The 18,331-nt window shown below is 47.9% G+C and carries 22 protein-coding genes; 10 read left to right on the forward strand and 12 right to left on the reverse strand.

Annotation, left to right across the window (positions count from 1 at the left end):
* Positions 1–76 precede the first annotated feature (76 nt).
* The 10 genes from J3B89_RS00755 to J3B89_RS00800 all read right to left on the reverse strand — a co-directional run bounded on the left by J3B89_RS00755 (position 77) and on the right by J3B89_RS00800 (position 7,359).
* Positions 77–1,066 carry a peptidoglycan DD-metalloendopeptidase family protein gene (locus J3B89_RS00755; RefSeq protein WP_251372145.1) on the reverse strand — a complete coding sequence of 330 codons (990 nt, stop codon included), beginning with the start codon at positions 1,064–1,066 and terminating at the stop codon, positions 77–79.
* Positions 1,018–1,920: a DUF368 domain-containing protein gene (locus tag J3B89_RS00760; protein WP_215395611.1), complete on the reverse strand. Its 903-nt coding sequence runs from the start codon at positions 1,918–1,920 to the stop codon at positions 1,018–1,020. The genes J3B89_RS00755 and J3B89_RS00760 overlap by 49 nt, the downstream gene beginning before the upstream one ends.
* A 13-nt stretch (positions 1,921–1,933) precedes the next feature.
* On the reverse strand, positions 1,934–2,572 hold the full coding sequence (locus J3B89_RS00765) for a protein-L-isoaspartate(D-aspartate) O-methyltransferase (protein ID WP_215395612.1): 639 nt from the start codon (positions 2,570–2,572) through the stop codon (positions 1,934–1,936).
* A gap of 1 nt (position 2,573) precedes the next feature.
* Positions 2,574–3,326, reverse strand: coding sequence for a 5'/3'-nucleotidase SurE (gene surE, locus J3B89_RS00770; RefSeq protein WP_215395613.1), 753 nt, complete (start codon positions 3,324–3,326; stop codon positions 2,574–2,576).
* 4 nt (positions 3,327–3,330) lie between these two features.
* Positions 3,331–4,374 (reverse strand): tRNA pseudouridine(13) synthase TruD, encoded by a 1,044-nt coding sequence (gene truD / locus J3B89_RS00775; protein ID WP_215395614.1) that lies wholly within the window; start codon positions 4,372–4,374, stop codon positions 3,331–3,333.
* Positions 4,371–4,850 (reverse strand): 2-C-methyl-D-erythritol 2,4-cyclodiphosphate synthase, encoded by a 480-nt coding sequence (ispF, locus tag J3B89_RS00780; protein ID WP_251372146.1) that lies wholly within the window; start codon positions 4,848–4,850, stop codon positions 4,371–4,373. The genes truD and ispF overlap by 4 nt, the downstream gene beginning before the upstream one ends.
* The gene (gene ispD / locus J3B89_RS00785) at positions 4,850–5,542 is read right to left on the reverse strand and encodes a 2-C-methyl-D-erythritol 4-phosphate cytidylyltransferase (protein WP_215395615.1); all 693 of its coding nucleotides are present in this window, start codon (positions 5,540–5,542) and stop codon (positions 4,850–4,852) included. Before ispD ends, ispF begins: the two co-directional genes overlap by 1 nt.
* Positions 5,535–5,834, reverse strand: coding sequence for a cell division protein FtsB (gene ftsB / locus J3B89_RS00790; RefSeq protein WP_215395616.1), 300 nt, complete (start codon positions 5,832–5,834; stop codon positions 5,535–5,537). The genes ispD and ftsB overlap by 8 nt, the downstream gene beginning before the upstream one ends.
* Positions 5,835–5,907: 73 nt before the next feature.
* Positions 5,908–6,561 (reverse strand): hypothetical protein, encoded by a 654-nt coding sequence (locus J3B89_RS00795; RefSeq protein ID WP_215395617.1) that lies wholly within the window; start codon positions 6,559–6,561, stop codon positions 5,908–5,910.
* 48 nt (positions 6,562–6,609) lie between these two features.
* Complete coding sequence (locus J3B89_RS00800; RefSeq protein ID WP_215395618.1) at positions 6,610–7,359, reverse strand: TerC family protein; 750 nt, start codon at positions 7,357–7,359, stop codon at positions 6,610–6,612.
* A 154-nt stretch (positions 7,360–7,513) separates the two neighbouring features.
* Here J3B89_RS00800 and J3B89_RS00805 point away from each other — a divergent pair, with 154 nt between their 5' ends.
* A complete protein-coding gene (locus J3B89_RS00805) occupies positions 7,514–8,032 on the forward strand; it encodes a DUF1569 domain-containing protein (protein ID WP_215395619.1) in 519 nt (172 codons plus the stop codon).
* A 36-nt stretch (positions 8,033–8,068) separates the two neighbouring features.
* Here J3B89_RS00805 and J3B89_RS00810 read toward each other — a convergent pair whose 3' ends face one another.
* On the reverse strand, positions 8,069–8,428 hold the full coding sequence (locus J3B89_RS00810; RefSeq protein ID WP_215395620.1) for a DUF3192 domain-containing protein: 360 nt from the start codon (positions 8,426–8,428) through the stop codon (positions 8,069–8,071).
* A 175-nt stretch (positions 8,429–8,603) separates the two neighbouring features.
* On the opposite strand from J3B89_RS00810, the gene J3B89_RS00815 reads away from it, so the two are divergent.
* Together J3B89_RS00815 and J3B89_RS00820 are read left to right on the forward strand one after the other, a co-directional pair.
* Complete coding sequence (locus tag J3B89_RS00815) at positions 8,604–8,894, forward strand: hypothetical protein (RefSeq protein WP_215395621.1); 291 nt, start codon at positions 8,604–8,606, stop codon at positions 8,892–8,894.
* 1 nt (position 8,895) lies between these two features.
* Positions 8,896–9,675: a DUF2310 family Zn-ribbon-containing protein gene (locus J3B89_RS00820; RefSeq protein WP_215395622.1), complete on the forward strand. Its 780-nt coding sequence runs from the start codon at positions 8,896–8,898 to the stop codon at positions 9,673–9,675.
* Here J3B89_RS00820 and syd read toward each other — a convergent pair.
* Positions 9,660–10,211 carry a SecY-interacting protein gene (gene syd / locus J3B89_RS00825; RefSeq protein WP_215395623.1) on the reverse strand — a complete coding sequence of 184 codons (552 nt, stop codon included), beginning with the start codon at positions 10,209–10,211 and terminating at the stop codon, positions 9,660–9,662. The two genes, J3B89_RS00820 and syd, sit on opposite strands and share 16 nt — an antisense overlap.
* A gap of 20 nt (positions 10,212–10,231) precedes the next feature.
* On the opposite strand from syd, the gene queF reads away from it, so the two are divergent.
* From queF to J3B89_RS00860, 7 genes are all read left to right on the forward strand, one after another.
* Positions 10,232–11,128: an NADPH-dependent 7-cyano-7-deazaguanine reductase QueF gene (queF, locus tag J3B89_RS00830; RefSeq protein ID WP_251372148.1), complete on the forward strand. Its 897-nt coding sequence runs from the start codon at positions 10,232–10,234 to the stop codon at positions 11,126–11,128.
* Positions 11,129–11,581: 453 nt separating this feature from the next.
* Positions 11,582–13,138 (forward strand): GGDEF domain-containing protein, encoded by a 1,557-nt coding sequence (locus J3B89_RS00835; protein ID WP_433915361.1) that lies wholly within the window; start codon positions 11,582–11,584, stop codon positions 13,136–13,138.
* A 32-nt stretch (positions 13,139–13,170) separates the two neighbouring features.
* Positions 13,171–14,529 carry a nucleotide 5'-monophosphate nucleosidase PpnN gene (gene ppnN, locus J3B89_RS00840; protein ID WP_215395625.1) on the forward strand — a complete coding sequence of 453 codons (1,359 nt, stop codon included), beginning with the start codon at positions 13,171–13,173 and terminating at the stop codon, positions 14,527–14,529.
* A gap of 1 nt (position 14,530) precedes the next feature.
* Positions 14,531–15,343 (forward strand): flap endonuclease Xni, encoded by an 813-nt coding sequence (xni, locus tag J3B89_RS00845; protein WP_215395626.1) that lies wholly within the window; start codon positions 14,531–14,533, stop codon positions 15,341–15,343.
* A 1-nt stretch (position 15,344) separates the two neighbouring features.
* Positions 15,345–15,770, forward strand: coding sequence for a DUF3192 domain-containing protein (locus tag J3B89_RS00850; protein ID WP_215395627.1), 426 nt, complete (start codon positions 15,345–15,347; stop codon positions 15,768–15,770).
* Positions 15,760–17,121 carry a hypothetical protein gene (locus J3B89_RS00855; RefSeq protein ID WP_215395628.1) on the forward strand — a complete coding sequence of 454 codons (1,362 nt, stop codon included), beginning with the start codon at positions 15,760–15,762 and terminating at the stop codon, positions 17,119–17,121. The genes J3B89_RS00850 and J3B89_RS00855 overlap by 11 nt, the downstream gene beginning before the upstream one ends.
* A gap of 163 nt (positions 17,122–17,284) precedes the next feature.
* Positions 17,285–18,292 (forward strand): isocitrate dehydrogenase, encoded by a 1,008-nt coding sequence (locus tag J3B89_RS00860; RefSeq protein ID WP_215395629.1) that lies wholly within the window; start codon positions 17,285–17,287, stop codon positions 18,290–18,292.
* The last annotated feature ends 39 nt before the right edge of the window (positions 18,293–18,331 follow it).

The following is an 18,331-nucleotide window of genomic DNA, read 5'->3' on the forward strand; positions in this document are numbered from 1 at the left end:
TCCCACGTCTACAGGGTCAGGAGCCAACTAAGGCGTATCGTATCCATTCCTGATATTACTTGTGCTTTTGATCTTATTATTTTGGTAAATACTTCAATGGGTCTACTGAAGTGCCACGAAAGCGGATCTCAAAGTGCAAACGTGGATCCGTAGCGTCAGTACTGCCCATTTCGGCTATCTGCTGTCCGGCAGTAACCATTTGTCTTTCTGTTACCAGCAGCTTACGGTTATGCGCATAAGCACTTAAGTAATCGTCATTGTGCTTAATAATAATTAAATTACCATAGCCTCTTAACGCGTTGCCGGCATAAACTACCTGCCCGCTGGCCGCTGCATTTATTCTGTCACCTTCGCGCCCGGTAATATCCACCCCTTTATTACCTTGCTGCTGGTGCGAAAAACCGGAAATTATTTTACCTTTTACCGGCCATTGCCATTGCACCACGTTCCCACTTAAGGTAGGATTTTGCGCCTTTTTTTCCGGCGCTGTATTGGTCTGAACATAACCCGTTTGATTTTTCGGTGCAACAGGTTTAGCCGGTTTTACCGAACTATTTGATTTTGCTTGGCTTGAATTATTCGTATTTGTATTTTTAGCTGTATTTGTTACCGGTTTAGCGGCTACTGGTTTAGCTACCGCTTTAGCAACCTGGGCCGGGGGTACGCCGGTTAGCTTAAGCTGTTGTCCGGGATAAATAGTGTAAGGGCTGGCAATAGCATTAAGCCGTGCCAGTTCACGCACATCTTTACCGGCACGAAAAGCAATAGAATAGAGGGTGTCACCGCGTTGCACAGTATAGCTGCTGCCAGATAACGAACCACGGTTACGTTGCTGATAGAAATTTTCCCGTAATTCCAGTGTGCTGACCGGTGCCGGAGTTGAACGGGAAGAGCAACCGCTCAGCACCATTGTAAGTAATATTAACCACAGGCTGAAAGCACGCGCCCAAAGCCTTACCGGGCGTGCAGTTGCTTGATACAGGTAGCTGTGGTTAGTACAACGAATAAAAACCTCCTTTAGTCTTTCGTCGTCGCATTCTCCGCCGTAGCAGGCAGAGTAAACCATTTTTCCAGATTTAACAGCAGTAACATAATACCTATGCCAGCAATCAGGCACACCAATGCAATACCTATATCTGCATCACCTGCCTGCCTGGCATACTGCCACGGCAGATACATTTTTTGCTCGGCTTGCCAGGGCCAAATCCGGTAAAAAGCGCCCATTACCACGCCAATTAACAGCGCTAACGTAGCATCATGGTAATGCCGTAAAAGCCAGTTTAGTAAACGGGAAAAACTCAGTAAACCCAAAATGCATCCGGCCAGAAACAGTGCCAACACAGCAAACTGTAGTTCAGTTACCGCCAGCAGCACCGGGGCATACATGCCTAAAATCAATAAAATAAAGCTGCCGGATATACCGGGCAGTATCATCGCACATATCGCTATCGCTCCGGCTACAAAAAACAACCAGGGCGCCGGGTTAAGTTCTTGTGGTGCCAGCATAGCAACTGACACGGCAAAAACCACTCCGAGCAGACATAACCCGGCACGTAGCAAGCTCCAGTGCAGGCTTTTCATTAATCTGGGTAATGCCGCCAGGATTAGGCCATTAAACAGTGCCCATAGCGGAATAGGTCGATATTCAAGAAAATAACTAATAACACCGGCCAGAGAAAAAATGCTGATAAAAATGCCGCCAAACAAACAGAGTAAAAATGTACCATCAATATGCTGCCATAGCGCAACAATTCTGCCACGGCCAAGCAAACGCAACGCTTGCATATTGCAGTTGCTGATGGCTGCCAGTAAACGCTCATAAACCCCCAGAATAAAGGCCAAAGTACCGCCAGACACCCCTGGCACCACATCTGCAGCCCCCATCGCCAGCCCTTTTATAATCCACTGAATATATTGCATGAGTTTTCCTTAATCAGGCCAGTGCGCCTGGCACAAGCGGCACAAAACGCACCGCTTCAATGTCTGTGCTGTTAAAATCATCGCCATTACGCTGATATACCCGCAAAACCTGATCGTGTAATCCCACCGGGATCACTAAGCGGCCACCCTCTGTAAGTTGTTGCAACAAGGCTACTGGCACCTCAACCGGGGCTGCGGTAACAATAATACTGTCAAACGGGGCTTTGCTGGGCCAGCCCTGCCAGCCATCGCCATGCTTCATTGATACGTTGTGTAAATCCAGTTGCTGTAAGCGCCGCTTCGCCTGGAACTGCAGCGCTTTAATACGCTCTACACTGCATACATGTGAAAACAACCTGGCCAGTATTGCGGTTTGATAGCCTGAGCCGGTACCAATTTCTAATACCTTACCCGGTGTTTTGTCCTGCAATAATAATTCTGTCATGCGGGCAACAATATAAGGCTGAGAAATAGTCTGGCCCTGGCCAATTGGCAGGGCGGTATTTTCATAAGCTTTATGGGCCAGTACGGCCTCAACAAACAAATGTCGTGGCGTGTGCGCTATAGCCGCCAAAACCTGTGGATTACGGATGCCCTCAGTCTGAAGTTTTTGCGCCAGTACCGCGGCGCTGCGTGACGTTGCTACTGCCATATTACAAGCTAATCCCCTCTAACCACTGTCGTAAGGTATCCATACTTTTATAGGCCGACATATCAATTTGCAGTGGTGTTACAGACGCATAACCATTGGCTACGGCATAAAAATCGGTGCCTTCGCCGGCATCCAGCTCCGACCCCAGTGAGCCGTACCAGTATATTTTTCTACCCCAGGGATCGGTAGCACTGGTCATGGTTTCGGCTTTATGGCGCCGTCCCAGGCGTGTTACCTGAATGCCTTTTAACTGTTCGATTGATACCGCTGGCACATTAATGTTTAAAATCTGATCTGCCGGTAACGGGTGTGATTTCAGCTTTTTAATCACCTGCACAGTAACATAGGCGGCGGTAGCAAAATGCTCTTCTTCGCGCCCGGCCAGCGAAACCGCAATAGCAGGTAAACCTAAGTGCCGCCCTTCGGTGGCAGCTGCAACGGTACCTGAATACAGCACGTCATCGCCAAGGTTAGCTCCATGATTAATGCCCGCTACCACTAAGTCTGGTGTAAAATTTAATAACTGGCTAATGGCTAAATGTACGCAATCAGTGGGGGTGCCATTTACCGATAAAAAGCCATTTTCCATTTCCTGTACCCGTAACGGGTTTATCAGCGTTAATGAATTACTGGCACCGCTGCAGTTGCGATCCGGCCCGACAGTTGTTACTTCAGCAATCTGGCTTAATGCCTGTTGCAACACCTGCATACCTTTGGCATGCACACCATCATCATTACTTAATAAAATTCGCATTTAGCTACTCCATATCAACGGTTTTACGGCCGCAATCCTGGTACTTCAGCAGCTCTCTTAGCACACTGGTAGCAAAACAACCTGCCGGTAACGCAAAGCTTAGCGTTATATCATTACCTTGCTGTTGCACAGTAAGTTGCTGCGGCAGCAACCGTATCGCCCGCCGTTCGGCTTTCAAGCGATAATCTTCCAGTCCTTGCACCAGTTCGTTGTGCTGTGCAAGCACCTGCCGTTCAAATTCGGCTGCGGCACCACTGACCATTGGCTCACCAATGCCTGCCAACACCGCGGTAATATGCAGGTCTTGCTGTTGCAGACGCTGCTGTAAAGTGGCATCAGCCTCTGGCACCCGAAACACTGAGCCAGAACCATTTAGCTGCAGCACATCACCATCTTGTACGGTATTAAATAAACCCGAACTGATACGGGCACTAACCTGCTGATTAAACACATAAGAGCGGGCAGCGGATAATGCCAGGCCGCGTAGTTTACGATCGGTAATACTCTGGCCACTAAACAGTTGCTGCGCTAACGCCAGATTGCCGCCGTTAATGCCAAAACGCTGCTCACCATAATAATTCGGCACGCCCTGGCTTAACAACGTAGCGCGTTTAAGCACATCAGCAATATCTGATACCTGACGCAAGCAGATTTGAAACAAGTTAGCTTTAAGTGCCCCTAAGCGCAGTTTGCGGTAATGGCGTTGCATATCCAATACAGTGCAGCCCTCAAGCTGCCAGCTTTGCCAATTCAGCGGTTGCTTAATTGGCCACTTAAAGCAAAACCATTGCCGGGTTACCGCATGGCGGTCTTTTAAACCGGCATAACTGATATCACGGGTGCGCAAGCCGGTAAGCTCTGCCAGTTGTTTAGCCACATATTGGGTGTTCTGGCCGGTTTTTTCGATATACAGCAAAATATGTTCACCAGTGCCGCTGGGGCTGAAATTAAGCTGCTCTTCAACAATAAAGTCGTTACTGTGTTGGCGTAATAGCGCTGTAGCCTGGGGTTCGCCGTATAAATAACTTAGTGGCTGTCCTGCTGTCATGCGCCAACCAGCAGTACCACGGCCTCTGCCGCTATACCCTCTTTGCGGCCGACAAAACCCAGCTTTTCGGTGGTCGTGGCTTTTACGTTTACCTGTGACAACTGGCAGGCTAAATCTTCGGCAATACACTGGCGCATGGCATTAATATGCGGTGCCATTTTAGGCGCCTGCGCCATAATCGTAATATCCAGATTACCGATTTTATAACCAGCAGCACTAACATCAGCAAACACTTTACGCAGTAATATCCGGCTATCTATACCTTTAAAGGCAGCGTCCGTATCAGGAAAATGATGGCCAATATCACCAAGCGCTACTGCGCCAAGTAAAGCATCGGATAACGCATGTAACACGACATCACCATCAGAATGGGCCAGCAAGCCCTGCGTATATTCAATTTTAACGCCCCCCAGCGTTACCGGACCTTCGCCACCAAAGGCATGTACATCAAAGCCGTGACCAATACGCATATTCATTAACTACTTTGCTCCAGATAAAACGCAGCCAGGGCTAAATCGGCTGGCTGGGTAATTTTAATATTGTCGCTGTGGCCTTCTACCAGCAGCACACTGTGGCCAGCCCATTCCATGGCTGAGGCTTCGTCAGTAATGTGAACTCCGGCGCTGATAGCGTCATGCAAAGCTGCTTTTAATAACGCGGTAGGAAAAAACTGCGGTGTCAGCGCATGCCATAAATGCTCACGGCTTACCGTTTCTGCCACCATTAATTCACCGCGTTTCATAGTATCGCGCACACGGCAGGCCAAAATGCCGCCCTCACCACTGGCTAAACAACGCTGAATTAGCTGTTCAATGTCTGATTGGCGCACTAACGGCCGGGCGGCGTCGTGCACTAACACCCAGGGGTACTGATGTTCATCAACAAAATTCAGTGCGTTGAGCACCGAATGCATGCGTTCTTCGCCACCTTTAACCCGGGTAACATTACTGTGACTTAATGCAGTGGCATCAAAGTACGGATCTTCTGCCGCCAGTGCCAGCCAGATTTGTTCAACACCAGCAACCGACTGCAACCTGGCAATACTGTGTTCCAGAATAGTTTTACCGTGCAAAACCAAATATTGTTTTGGCCGGTCGGCCTGCATGCGCTTGCCAACGCCCGCAGCAGGTACAATAGCGGCAATAGCAGGATAATTAAGGTTAGTCATTAATTGTTTTACCCGGCTCTGCCTGGCTGAATAAACGGAAGAACACTTCGTCGTGCTTAATTAACCCAAGCTCATTGCGGGCGCGCTCTTCAATCGCTTCCAGCCCCTGTTGCAAGTCAGTCACATCGGCTTTTAATAAACGGTTACGCTTTTCCAGCTCCAGATTACTGGCTTGTTGAGTACGCAGCTCTTCTTGCAAACGAAAGTAATCGGCAATGCTATGCTGGCCCAACCACAAACGGTATTGCAGCAAGCCCAGCACAATTACCAGCAGTAAAGTGAGTATTCGCATAATACAGCTTCATTAAACAGACTGCGGCCATTATGAAGCCTCTGCCCCCGATTGCAAAGCAGGAAAACCAACATCAGGCTAACAATGCCGGTAAAGGTTTAGCAAAATTTTGCCAGTTTAACCGGCTGGCCAGCAACAATTCGCGCAGGCTAAGCAATCGTGGCGGCTTTTTGTCACCATTTAACCACTGATGGCCACAGCAGGCGGCAGTCATAATGGCTTTGGCAGGTTTTAGCAAAAACTTATCGCTGTTTTCCTGCGCCAGCGGTGTACCGGAAAAACTAAACCAGCCGTGCTCATTGCAATGCAGGCGCAACCCATCAGGGTCAACTTCATCTACGCTATCAAGCACTATCTGCTCGTGCGTCAGTTGAGTAATGTACACCGGTACTATCAGGCCGGGTTTGGCATATTTGTTATAAAATGCGTCGATAGGATCGGCATGCTGTTTACGTGCCGGGCAATTTGCAGCCTGTTTGTGGTACCAGGACGCATTTTGGCTATCCAGCTGCAGCGTGGTATTTTGTTGCAGTATATTACTGGCCGCCCGGCGGATATAAAATGGCAGGCTGGCTAAACGATTGGGCAGGCGCAACAACTGCTCAGTACTAAGCTGCGACAAACGCAGCAGTTCACGCTCATACAAAGCGTTACACAGCTCGGTATAAGTCTGGTTGTCTCTGGACACCTGCCAGAAGTGGGGTTGGTTACTGCCAGCGTCAATCATGGCAAGATGTTAGCCAATCGCCCGGCGCTTGTAAAAGCAAACATGCGCTTATTCCATATCCGTTTTTTTATGTAGTTTTACTGTTTCATGCTGGCTTTTCTTACGTACTTTTAAGTTGATAAGCTCAACACAGATTGAAAATGCCATAGCAAAATAGATATAACCTTTGGGCACATGTACATCCAGCGCTTCAGCTACCAGTGTAAAACCAATCAGCATTAAAAACGATAATGCCAGCACTTTTATAGTGGGATGCTGATCGACAAATTCACCTATTGATTTAGCCGCAAACAACATCACCAGCACCGAAGCAACAACGGCAATAACCATTATCGCCAAGTGCTCAACCAACCCTACCGCGGTAATAACCGAATCGAGCGAGAATACAATATCCAGCAGCATAATTTGTACTAAAATTGCCAGATAACCCGTTGCCGCTTTTGTTACGCTAATCTGGCCGCTACCTTCCAGGCTGTCGTGAATTTCGTGAGTGGATTTTGCCAGCAGAAAAAAGCCGCCGACAATCAGGACAAAATCCCGTCCGGAGATATCAAAACCAAACACACTGAACCACGGCTCAGTCAGGCCAATAACCCAGGCCAGGCTAAATAATAATGCTAAACGAGATAACATTGCCAAGCCGAGGCCAATACGCCGAGCAGAATCACGTTGTTCTGGCGGTAGTTTTCCTACCAGAATAGAAATAAAAATAATATTGTCGATCCCCAGCACAATCTCAAGTGCCATAAGAGTGCCTAACGCTACCCAGGCTTCCGGGCTGTAGATCCAGTCAAACATAATGTGTCCTTCGCTAATCAGGCTGCTGCAATATCACTATGCCATGCTACTCAGGTTTGCCAATATTTACATCAGCCAACTCAGCTTAATTTTGTGGCAACTTCAATATAAACAGGCTAACGTAAGCGGAAATAACGCAATACCAGATTTTGGCATGAACCGACGCAGATTTCTTTTAACCGCCGTTGGCGTACCACTGGCAGTGGTATTTGGCACTAAAGTGATGGCTATGGCGCGGCACTACCCGCTGGATGAACTGCTGGCGCAATTAAAACGCTTACCGGCAGCTAAACTGACCAGCCATGGCAACTGGAGTGTCAGTGAAGTGTTTCAGCATCTTGCGCAAAGTATCCGCTACTCACGCCTTGGCTACCCACAGGCGAAATCGGCTTTGTTTCAGTACACCGCAGGTGCGGCTGCATTAAATGTATTTTCAGCCAGCGGCACTATGTCGCATCCACTGGATGAGCCTATTCCCGGCGCCCCCCAATTGGTAGATGCCGTACCTAACGACGTAGCACTGGCAGAACTGGTAAGCGAAATTGAATTGTTTATCGCCTGGCAGGGCGATTTAGCACCGCATTTTGCTTATGGCAACCTGACCAAAGCACAATACTACAGTGCCCATTACCTGCATGTGCAAAATCACCTGCAGGAAATTACGCTAAGCTAATAATACAGCCGGCGGATAACTCCGCCGGCGTACACATTACAGATACTGATAGGCCTTATCACCCCAGCCACTGAGTTTGTTTTGCTTAAAAATAAGCGGTGTACATTCATCTTTGGTGGTTTTACCATCACTTTTTACATGATGTGTGCGATAAAACAGCACCTGCACTGTTTCACCGTCTTTATTAAACGACTCAGTAAAATCCGGTGTACCCAGCAAGATCCGGACATCTTCTGCGCTGGTATTCAGAGCCAGTTTATTGATTTGCTCCTGATTATAACGCTGGGTTTTCTTCCAACTGCTGTCATCATCAAACTCATGCTTTCCTCCCACCGCAATCACGCATCCTGATAAGGTAACTGCCAATGCAGCGGCAACAAATACTTTTGCTAACATAATGATTTTCCTGTGTTGTTGTAGTAATCAGCCGTAGCAGCGGCCTGTAATTATCTCAGCAAATGCCATGCCACAGATTAAAACCTTAAAAAACATAACCTTATGAAATTACCGCTACTATCTGCCAGCGCTTAGTGGTAAATTTCGCTATTAGTTAGTCAAACAGGCAAAAGCCATGACAGATCCCGTACAACTATTACAACAAGTTGCAGCCCAACTGCAACGTGAGGGTAAAACGCCCAGCCTGGCGTTGTTTCGTGCCCGTTTAGCCGGGCGTATCGCCCCACAACAACTCTTTTCAGCATACCAGCAATGGCGCAATAACCCGGTATTTGACGATACTGCCCCAAATTATGAAGCCGCACCTGCACCAAACCCCGCTAATCATTCAGATACTGAACTGACGCAAACTCTGGCACGCATTGAGGCCAAACTGGATTTACTGCTAGCTAAGCTGGGTAAATAGTATGTATCTGGCTGAACTGCAGTTTAAGGTCATAGCCGATACCGACTTTAACAGCGCTGAAAGCGCTATTCGTCGTTATATTGAAAGCCTGATATTTAATGGCCAGGTGCTGGGCCGGGAATTTCCAACCGCCTGGCAACAGGACAGCTTTAACTGCCGCATAGTGCTGCCGGATGAACAAGCATTGCAGCAAAAACACCACAGCACTAAAGGGTTGGATGCACTGCAGCAATTAGGCGGCGCAGGTCTGGCTTATCCGCAAGTACATATTCTGGGTATGGATCTGATGTCACAGCATAGCGATCCCTGTCCCAGCGCAGATTTTTATATTCTGTACAGCCGCTTTAATGACACTTGCTCGCCGGTACGCTGCGGCGAACACTTTGCGCCAGTGCCGTTATATCAGCTAAACACAAAAGCGGCAGATCATGAAAAGCTTATTCGCTGGCAGTTGCAGTATCAGGCGCTGGACGAAATCCAAATGCAGCAAACGCGGGTGCTGGTTAAAGGCGCAGAGCGCAGTTTGCAACAGCTAAACAGCAGATTAAACAAACAAGGCCGGCAACTGGCGCGCCAGTTAGCAAAAGCCAATAACAAAACGGTGTACTATGCGTTGTACAGTGGCAGCAGTAGTAATTGCGAAAAAGAAGCCGGTAAACCCTGCCCCGGTTGCGGTGGTAATTGGCGCTTACAGCAGCCATTACAGCAATTATTCGACTTTAAATGCGATAACTGCTACTTGCTGGGCAATATTGCCTGGGATTGTCAGAGCCCTTCGTAACTGCAAGGCGTCAGTTGGCTGATAAAATCAGCCAGATTGTCTGCCAGCTTTTCTCTCACTTCCTGCCCGACATGCTCCAGAAACACTTCACCAGTGCTGTTAAGTACTGACAGCAAAACATCATCATCTTCAGTGGTAGCAAAAAACACCGTTTCGCGCAGTTTTAACCGCCGCTTCATAATGATATGGCCGATAATATTTTCCTGCAGCCGCTTGACATCATCGCTGTTCCAAACCATTAACAACAACAGCTTACCCCGGCTATGTTCAGCCGCCAAACCTGCACCATAGTGCAACTGATAAAAACTTTTGATATCCGGGTGCAACTCCAGCCCGAGTGCCTGTTCAACATTAGAAAAATCAGCAGGCGGTTGCTGCAAAACCGGTTGCCACTGCACCTTGTCGTCCACAGGTTCTGTAACCTGACATGGCGACGGGCTTTTTGGATCGGCCCAGGTGGTTAATGTCAGCTGTTGCTGCTGATACCACAGTACCGCACGCTGAATAAATTGACTGTAATTCGTTGCCAGAGCCACGCGACCTTCTATCAGACTTTATGATAAACTTGCGCCATTGTAACGCTAACTACGCCGTGATGACAAAAACAGACATGACCAGCAGCCACTCAGAACTTCTTGCCGGATTAAGCCTTGGTAAAATAACCGCCTATGCTGATCAGTATGATGCCAGCTTATTACAGGCAGTACCCCGCAGCCTGGGCCGGGATGACATTGGTCTGTCAGCCACAGCCTTACCCTTTGTCGGGCAGGACATCTGGCACGGCTACGAGTTGTCCTGGCTTAATGCCAAAGGTAAACCAATGGTTGCCCTGGCTACTTTTGTGGTGCCTTACGACTCGGTCAATTTAATTGAATCCAAATCGTTTAAGTTGTACCTCAACAGTTTTAACCAAAGCCGCTTTGCGGATCTGGGCCAGGTGTATCAGCATTTGCAGCGCGACTTATCGGCCTGTGCCGGTAAAACGGTAAAAGTCAGCCTGCATAACGTTAATGAGATTATGGCGTTTCAACCAACCTGGATCCCGGGCCGCTGCATTGATGATCTGGATATTGAAATAACCCAGTATCAGTATGATGCCAGCTTGCTGCAAACCCAAACTGATGCGGATATCGTTGAAGAAAAACTGCACTCGCATTTACTTAAATCAAATTGTTTAATTACCTCCCAGCCCGACTGGGCCAGTGTTTATATCCATTACCGGGGCAAAGCGCTGGATCACGAGGCGCTGTTACGTTATTTGATCAGCTTTCGCAGCCACAACGAATTTCACGAACAGTGTGTCGAGCGTATTTTCAGCGACATCTGGTCATATTGCCAACCCAGCTTTTTATGTGTTTATGCCCGTTATACCCGTCGTGGTGGGCTGGATATTAACCCCTGGCGAGCCAGCGAGCCTTGTACGCCTCCGGCAATTCGCCTAAGTCGTCAGTAGCAAGCTAATATTACAACGACACTTTCATAAAAATAACAGAGCAAAAAAATAAATCAGTTAAAAATCAACACAATACAAATTGTGTAAAAATAAGTTAACGACAAAAACGTGAATAAAACCGAAATAAGACAGGAAATATTACAACATAACTTTCAAATAAAGCTGTTTTCTGCTTAAATACTCAGCGTCTGGCAGACGGACTGCCAGACAGTAGTTCCAACAAGGAATGCTGATTATGCAACACCTGACCTCTGCTGAAGAACAAACCTGGTTACCTTATTACCTGTGTAAGAAGTAAACCGGATAATAATAAAAATAAATCCCCTGCTACAGCAGGCCTTCGGGCCTGCTGTTTTTTTATCTGCCAAAGCATTTAGCTTAAAACAGTGATCGCATTTATTACTTTTACCGATATACTTAAATCTAAACATAGATTTAACAGCGAACCATCAGGTGGTAGTCTTGCAAGACGACACACAAAAACAACTGGCCAATGCACTTAAAGCACGCAAAGCGTTGGAAGATACCTATGAAACCCAGTTTAAGATTCTGGCCCAGTTTGTCTCACGGCTGTCTCTGGCGTGCAAAGGGGTTGATGTCGATTTAGATAACCGGCTGGCAAAGTTGCGAACCGAACTAAACCGCGGTACTGATCTGGAAAAACTGCTGCCATTTATTGAAGCCACCAGCGACAATCTTAAACTGTTAGAATCAAGGCATCAGGCTGACATTCAAAGCATGCAACAGGGCCTGGCAGACGCCGGTAAACTGCTGCAGCAGCAAAAAGGCCTGCCGGATCAGCTGCGCCGTGATTTACGCCTGTTATTGGGTAAAGTCGGCCAGCCCTCCGCCACAGTGCATGCATTTTTACCGCATCTAACTGAACTGACCAAACTGTATCAAAATGTTCTGCAAGCCAAGCAGCAACTGGCTGACAGCAATGATGACAATGTACGCTACGGCCATATTTGCCGCCAAATCAGTGTCGAGTTAACCAACCTGCTAAGCGAGCTGGCGTTTGCCGAAGAAAGTGCTGCCGCAATTGATGAAATCCGGCTGAGCTTGCTGGGGAAGTTACCCATTGATGCCCTGCTGGAAGCCTGTTTAAAAACTATCGGCATTATTATCAGCAGTATTAACCGCGAACGGCAGTCAGCTGAACATTTTTTATTAAAACTGAATGATGCCCTGACCAGTGTGCAACAGTCGGTGGTATCGTCGTTAAGTGCATCAGCTGATCTGAAACAAAAAATGCTGGGGTTGAATCAGCAAATTGAGTTACAAATTGATCATCTGAGCCATGCCAGCCAAAAGGCCACCTCGCTGGAACAGTTAAAATTACTGGTTAGTGATAAGCTAATTGCTATTACCGGCTCGTTACGCGAAAAAGAGCAACTGGAACAGCAGGAACGGCAACAATTACTGTTAACACTTGGTAATATGGAGCAACGCCTCGGTGAGCTGGAAACAGATGCCGGCACTTTTAAAAAGCGCATTGCCGAGCAAAATTTCCGTAGCCTGCAAGATGCATTAACAGAAATACCCAACCGCGCAGCTTTTGATGAACGCTACCAATTAGAAATTAAACGCTGGCAACGCTATAAAAAGCCGCTTTGTGTGGTGTTGGCAGATGTTGACCATTTTAAAAACATTAATGATAGTTATGGCCACAGCGCCGGTGATAAAACGCTCAAAGTAATTGCTAAAACGCTAAAACTTAACCTGCGCGAAACTGATTTTATCGCCCGTTACGGCGGTGAAGAGTTTATTATGCTATTTCCGGAAACTGAGTTAGCCGAGCTGGAAAAGCGGCTTAACGCTTTAAGAGAAAAAATTGGTAACATCCCTTTTAAATTCAAAAATGTAAGTGTACCTATTACCATTTCATTTGGCGCTACCCGATTTACCGAACAGGACACTAATCGCAGTGCTTTTGATCGTGCCGATGAAGCACTATACGAAGCCAAAAAAGCAGGCCGTGATAAAGTTATTCTTAAACCTGCCTCCTGAGACGGCATTAACCTAATGTATAAGGAGCACATATGCATGTGCAGTTAAACCCACTTGGGTCTATGGATTTATTATCACAGCTGGAAGTTGATCATTTAAAACAAAATACCCAGCAAGAAGCCTTTCGTTTATTTCGTAACTGTTGTTTAGCAGTACTTAATGTGGGTAGCCACACCGACAGCTCCGCCGAAATTTATGAGCAGTTCAGCGATTTCGCCGTTAACCTTATAAGCCGCGAGCGCGGCATTAAAATTGAATTATTTAATCCGCCGCACAGCGCCTTTGTTGACGGCAAGATTATCAAAGGCATACACGAGCACCTGTTTGCCGTACTGCGCGATATTTTGTTTTATCACAGCCGTTTACAAAGCAGCAAAAGCTGGCTGGATCTAAGCAACAGTGATCATATTACCCATACCGTATTTGATATTTTGCGTAATGCCCGTGTAATTGATGCCAGTAACGAGCCTAATATGATTGTTTGCTGGGGGGGCCACTCTATTAATGAGGCTGAATATAAATACACCAAAGAAGTAGGCTATGAGCTAGGGCTGCGTGGCATGGATATTTGTACCGGCTGTGGCCCCGGCGCTATGAAAGGCCCAATGAAAGGCGCTACCATCGGCCACAATAAGCAACGCATTAGCAACGGCCGCTACCTTGGCCTGACAGAGCCCAGCATTATTGCTGCTGAACCACCAAACCCTATCGTGAATGAACTGGTGATCCTGCCGGATATCGAAAAACGGCTGGAAGCTTTTGTCCGGGTGGCACACGGCATTATTATTTTTCCTGGCGGTGCAGGTACCGCAGAAGAACTGTTATACCTGCTTGGCATTATGCTAAACGAAGAGAATCAGCAGCAGACGTTACCGATTATTTTAACCGGGCCCAGGCAAAGCGAGGCTTACTTTGGCGAAATTGCCAGCTTTATCGAAAATACCCTTGGCAGTGCAGCATTAAAACTGATCGAGATTATTATTGATGATGCCCCCGCAGTAGCGCGTAAGTTAAAACTGGCCGCTGCCGAAGTACGGCATTACCGTAAATCTGTAGGCGATGCGTATCACTTTAACTGGACACTGCAGATCGAACCGGACTTTCAGCAGCCTTTTATCCCGAATCATCAGAATATGGCCGCACTGGACTTGCACCTGGATCAGGACAGCGCAACACTGGCTGCCAACCTGCGTCGGGCATTCTCCGGTATTGTCGCCGGTAATGTAAAAGATGAAGGTATTAAAGCCATTCGCCAACATGGTCCCTTCCAGATAAGTGGTGAACCCAAACTAATGCAAATGATGGATACGCTATTACAGGCTTTTGTAGATCAGGGCAGAATGAAACTGCCAGGCAGCAAATATGAACCCTGTTACAAGGTAGTACGTTAACATGGCACACTTGCTGTTAATTGATGCGCTTAACCTGATACGCCGGCTTTACGCCGTGCAGGAGCGGCCATATCTGCCTGTAACCGATGAAATGGCTGAGGGCACCAAAAACCAGATCATTCGCAACACAGAAAATATGCTGCGTCAGGCTATGGCAAGATTACAGCAAGAACTAGCCCCAAGCCACGCTGTGCTGGTATTTGACGGTCGTAACAGCCTGTGGCGTAAAACGCTGTATGCTGAATACAAAGCCAACCGTAAACCAATGCCAACCATTCTGGCAGATGCCCTGCCCGGCTTACAGCAATGTGCCAAAACTCTCGGCTTTGACAGCGTGCAACATGATGACTACGAAGCCGATGATATTATTGCCTCTGTTGCAGTAAAACTGGCGCAACACGGCCAGCAAGTTACCATAGTGTCAACAGACAAAGGTTTCTTGCCACTGCTAAGCCAGCATATTCACATCTACGATGCTTTTGCCCGCCAGCACCAAACTGAAGAAGCGGTACAGCAGAAATTTGGTGTCAGCACGGCTCAATTGGTGCGTTACTGGAGCCTGGTTGGCGACAGTACCAACAACATTCCCGGTGTAAATGGCATTGGCCCTAAAGGTGCCCATGATTTGCTGGCACTGGGTGCCACGCTGACAGATGCACTGGAGCATCCGGATTGCCATAAGAAATTGCGCGAAAAGATTCTGCAGCATAAAGAACAAATTAAAATCTTTATGCAGATCCTGACGCTGAAAACCGACATACAGCTGGGGCTGAACCTGCAGGATATGCGGATCCAACCACAGGTTAGCCCCTGACATGATGCAAAAAGCCGCTTCTGTGTTTCAGTTTAAGCTACGTAAATGGACCTGGCTCAGTATCGGGCTGGCAGTGTATGTACTGCTCACTGCCACTGTTTATTTTTGCTATCAGGATGATGTCGATCAAATGACCTGGGTAGACCGGGAAGCCTTTAACCATAAGCTGATAAGCCAGTATAAACTGACCGACAACCTGACACAGGACGATGTGATGCGCCGCCTCGGTACTCCTGACATTACTGAAGCCGTGCTGCAAGGAAAAGATCTGTATCAGGTATTGTATTACCGCACCCACCGCAGTGTTTCCGACGGTATAACTACGGCAGATGAATGCACAGCATTACTGTTTAAAAACCGCCACCTGCAGGCCATAGGCGAAGAGGCTGTGCAGCGCTACAGTGTTGTTAGCGGTCATGCTAACTGACTCCGAAGCATGGCATGGTTATCAGCAACTTTACCAACACTGCGTTAATCAGGCTGGCAACATTACTTCGGCTGAAACACTGTATAAAGCAGCAATACTGCTGAGCAAACAGCGCGAAGCATTTGATACCGCCGTCACATATGACAGCATTAGCCAGCCAAAGCCTCAACTACCGCTACCTCTGTGGCGTATTGAGATATTGTTATATCTTGCCGGTTGTTATCAGCTTCACCCGCTTAACCGGCGTTTACTGCTTCTTGCCGGCAGCTGCAGCGCTATAGTGTCTGCTGTACAAACAGAGCCACTGCCATACCCTGCCCTTAGCGCAGCCAGGCAGCTTAAACCACTGCCACAAGCTGCCAGCGTAGTTAAAGTGTTAAGCGGTTGCTATGCCACAGAGCGCAAACAGCCACAGTGGCAACAAACTCTGCTGAGCCTGTTGCTGACGCAAAGCGAGTATTTGTCTAACCGTCGCGAATGGCAAACGACATTAGCAACGCGCCTGATGCTAAGTCAAAGTGATTACGAATTAGATATTTTGCACCGGCTACTGCAGCAACCGGCTGCAGAGTTAACACAACAACCCGCTTCCTTTGCCCATTTGCTGCAAGATTCCCACTTTAGTGAACTGCGCTACTATGACAATAAAGCCCTGGAGCATTACCTTACAACGAGCGCAGAGCGCTCGGCGCCAATACTGGCGCTGGCAAGCCAGTTAAACCGCCAGCAGCAAAATGTGCAAAGCGTAAAACTGGCTATTGGCATTATCGGTCGGGATGCCCTGCCTGCTGCGCTGGCACAGGCCGAACTACAGCATTATCTTCGTGCCTTGAACCATCCATGGCAAGACGTGTTTAGCCAGTTTTGTCATGTGCTCGCGCAAGCGCTGCAGCTATTTATGCCCAAGCTGCAATACACAGGCAGCCGCTTGCTGGCACTGTGTTGCTGCGCTCCATTATGGCTTGACCCGCTTTACCAGCGCACTGCACTGGTGAGCCGCTCCGGCACCGGTTACCAAAGTGCCTTTACTCCGGCTCTGCAGTGCAAAAGTGAAACTTACCTGCCACAGCTTATTGAGTTGCTACAGCTATACCAGTTGGACAATTACACTACAGCTGTTACAGCCTGGCTAAAACCCAGTGCAGGCCAGCGTTTAACGGCAGTAACACTAAACCTGCAACTGGCATGGCTCAGCAGCCTGGCGCTGTATTGCGCCGGGCCGGTACAACCAGTTGATATACTGTTACGTAAAACTGCAGCTGACAGCCAGGCAACCGTTACGGCAGAAAACTGGCTGCAACAACTGGCACAGCATAGCCAATGTTATTATCCCCTACAGCTTAAACTGTAGTTTTATTACAACATTCACCAACCTTATACCGTATATAACCTGGATAACTGCGGTAAACTTCTACCAAACTGGCGTAATGTGCCGAAAAATGCTATATTCTGCGCCGTTTTCAGGCCCGCCAGAGGCCCTCTTTCCTAATAAATACGACAGCTAAGGATCCCCCATGAGCAAGCAAATTATTACTGTCATTAAAGGCGATGGCATAGGCCCAAGTATCGTTGAAGCCGCCATCCAGGTGCTGGATAAAGTGGGCTGTAACTTTGACTATGAATATGTCGATGCCGGTTTAACTGCACTGGAAAAAACCGGTGAGCTGTTGCCACAGGCTACGCTCGATGCTATTGCCCGTAATAAAATCACTTTAAAAGGCCCGCTGACTACACCAGTGGGTGAAGGTTTTACTTCTATTAACGTAACGCTGCGCAAGAAATTTAACCTGTACTCAAACGTGCGCCCGGTTATTTCGTTTAAAGGCACTAAAGCCCGCTACGAAAATATCGACATTATCACTATCCGCGAAAACACCGAAGGTATGTACTCTGGCCATGGCCAGGTAGTGTCTGCCGATGGCCTGGTAGCAGAAGCTACCAGTATTGTGACTAAAGACGGTGCCGAGCGTATTGCAGTATTTGCCTTTGAAACGGCCCGGCGCGAAAAGCGCAAAAAAGTGACTATTGTGCACAAGGCCAACATTCTGAAATCTACCTCAGGTTTATTCCTGAAAACAGCGCGTGAGGTAGCTACCCGTTACCCGGATATTGAAGCGCAGGAAATGATTGTTGATAACGCCTGTATGCAGCTGGTAATGAACCCGCAGCAGTTCGACGTTATCGTGACGACCAACCTGTTTGGCGATATTTTATCTGACTTATGCGCCGGTTTAGTCGGTGGTTTAGGTATGGCACCAGGAGCTAACATTGGTGCCGACTGCGCCATTTTTGAAGCCGTACACGGCAGTGCACCGGATATTGCCGGTAAAAACCTGGCTAACCCAAGCTCGGTAATTCTGGCCTCTATTCAAATGCTGGAATACTTAGGTATGCAGGACAAAGCTGAGAAAATCCGCAGTGCACTGGCCGATGTTATCGCTACAGGCGATCGCACTACCCGTGATTTAGGCGGCAGCTTCGGCACCACCGATTTTACCGCTGCGGTATTAGAGCGTTTATAAGCCTGGACTGTATGCAGCCGGTTCAGGCATGAACCGGCT

Source organism: Rheinheimera oceanensis (assembly GCF_018831085.1).
In the GTDB taxonomy this organism is placed as follows: domain Bacteria; phylum Pseudomonadota; class Gammaproteobacteria; order Enterobacterales; family Alteromonadaceae; genus Alishewanella; species Alishewanella oceanensis.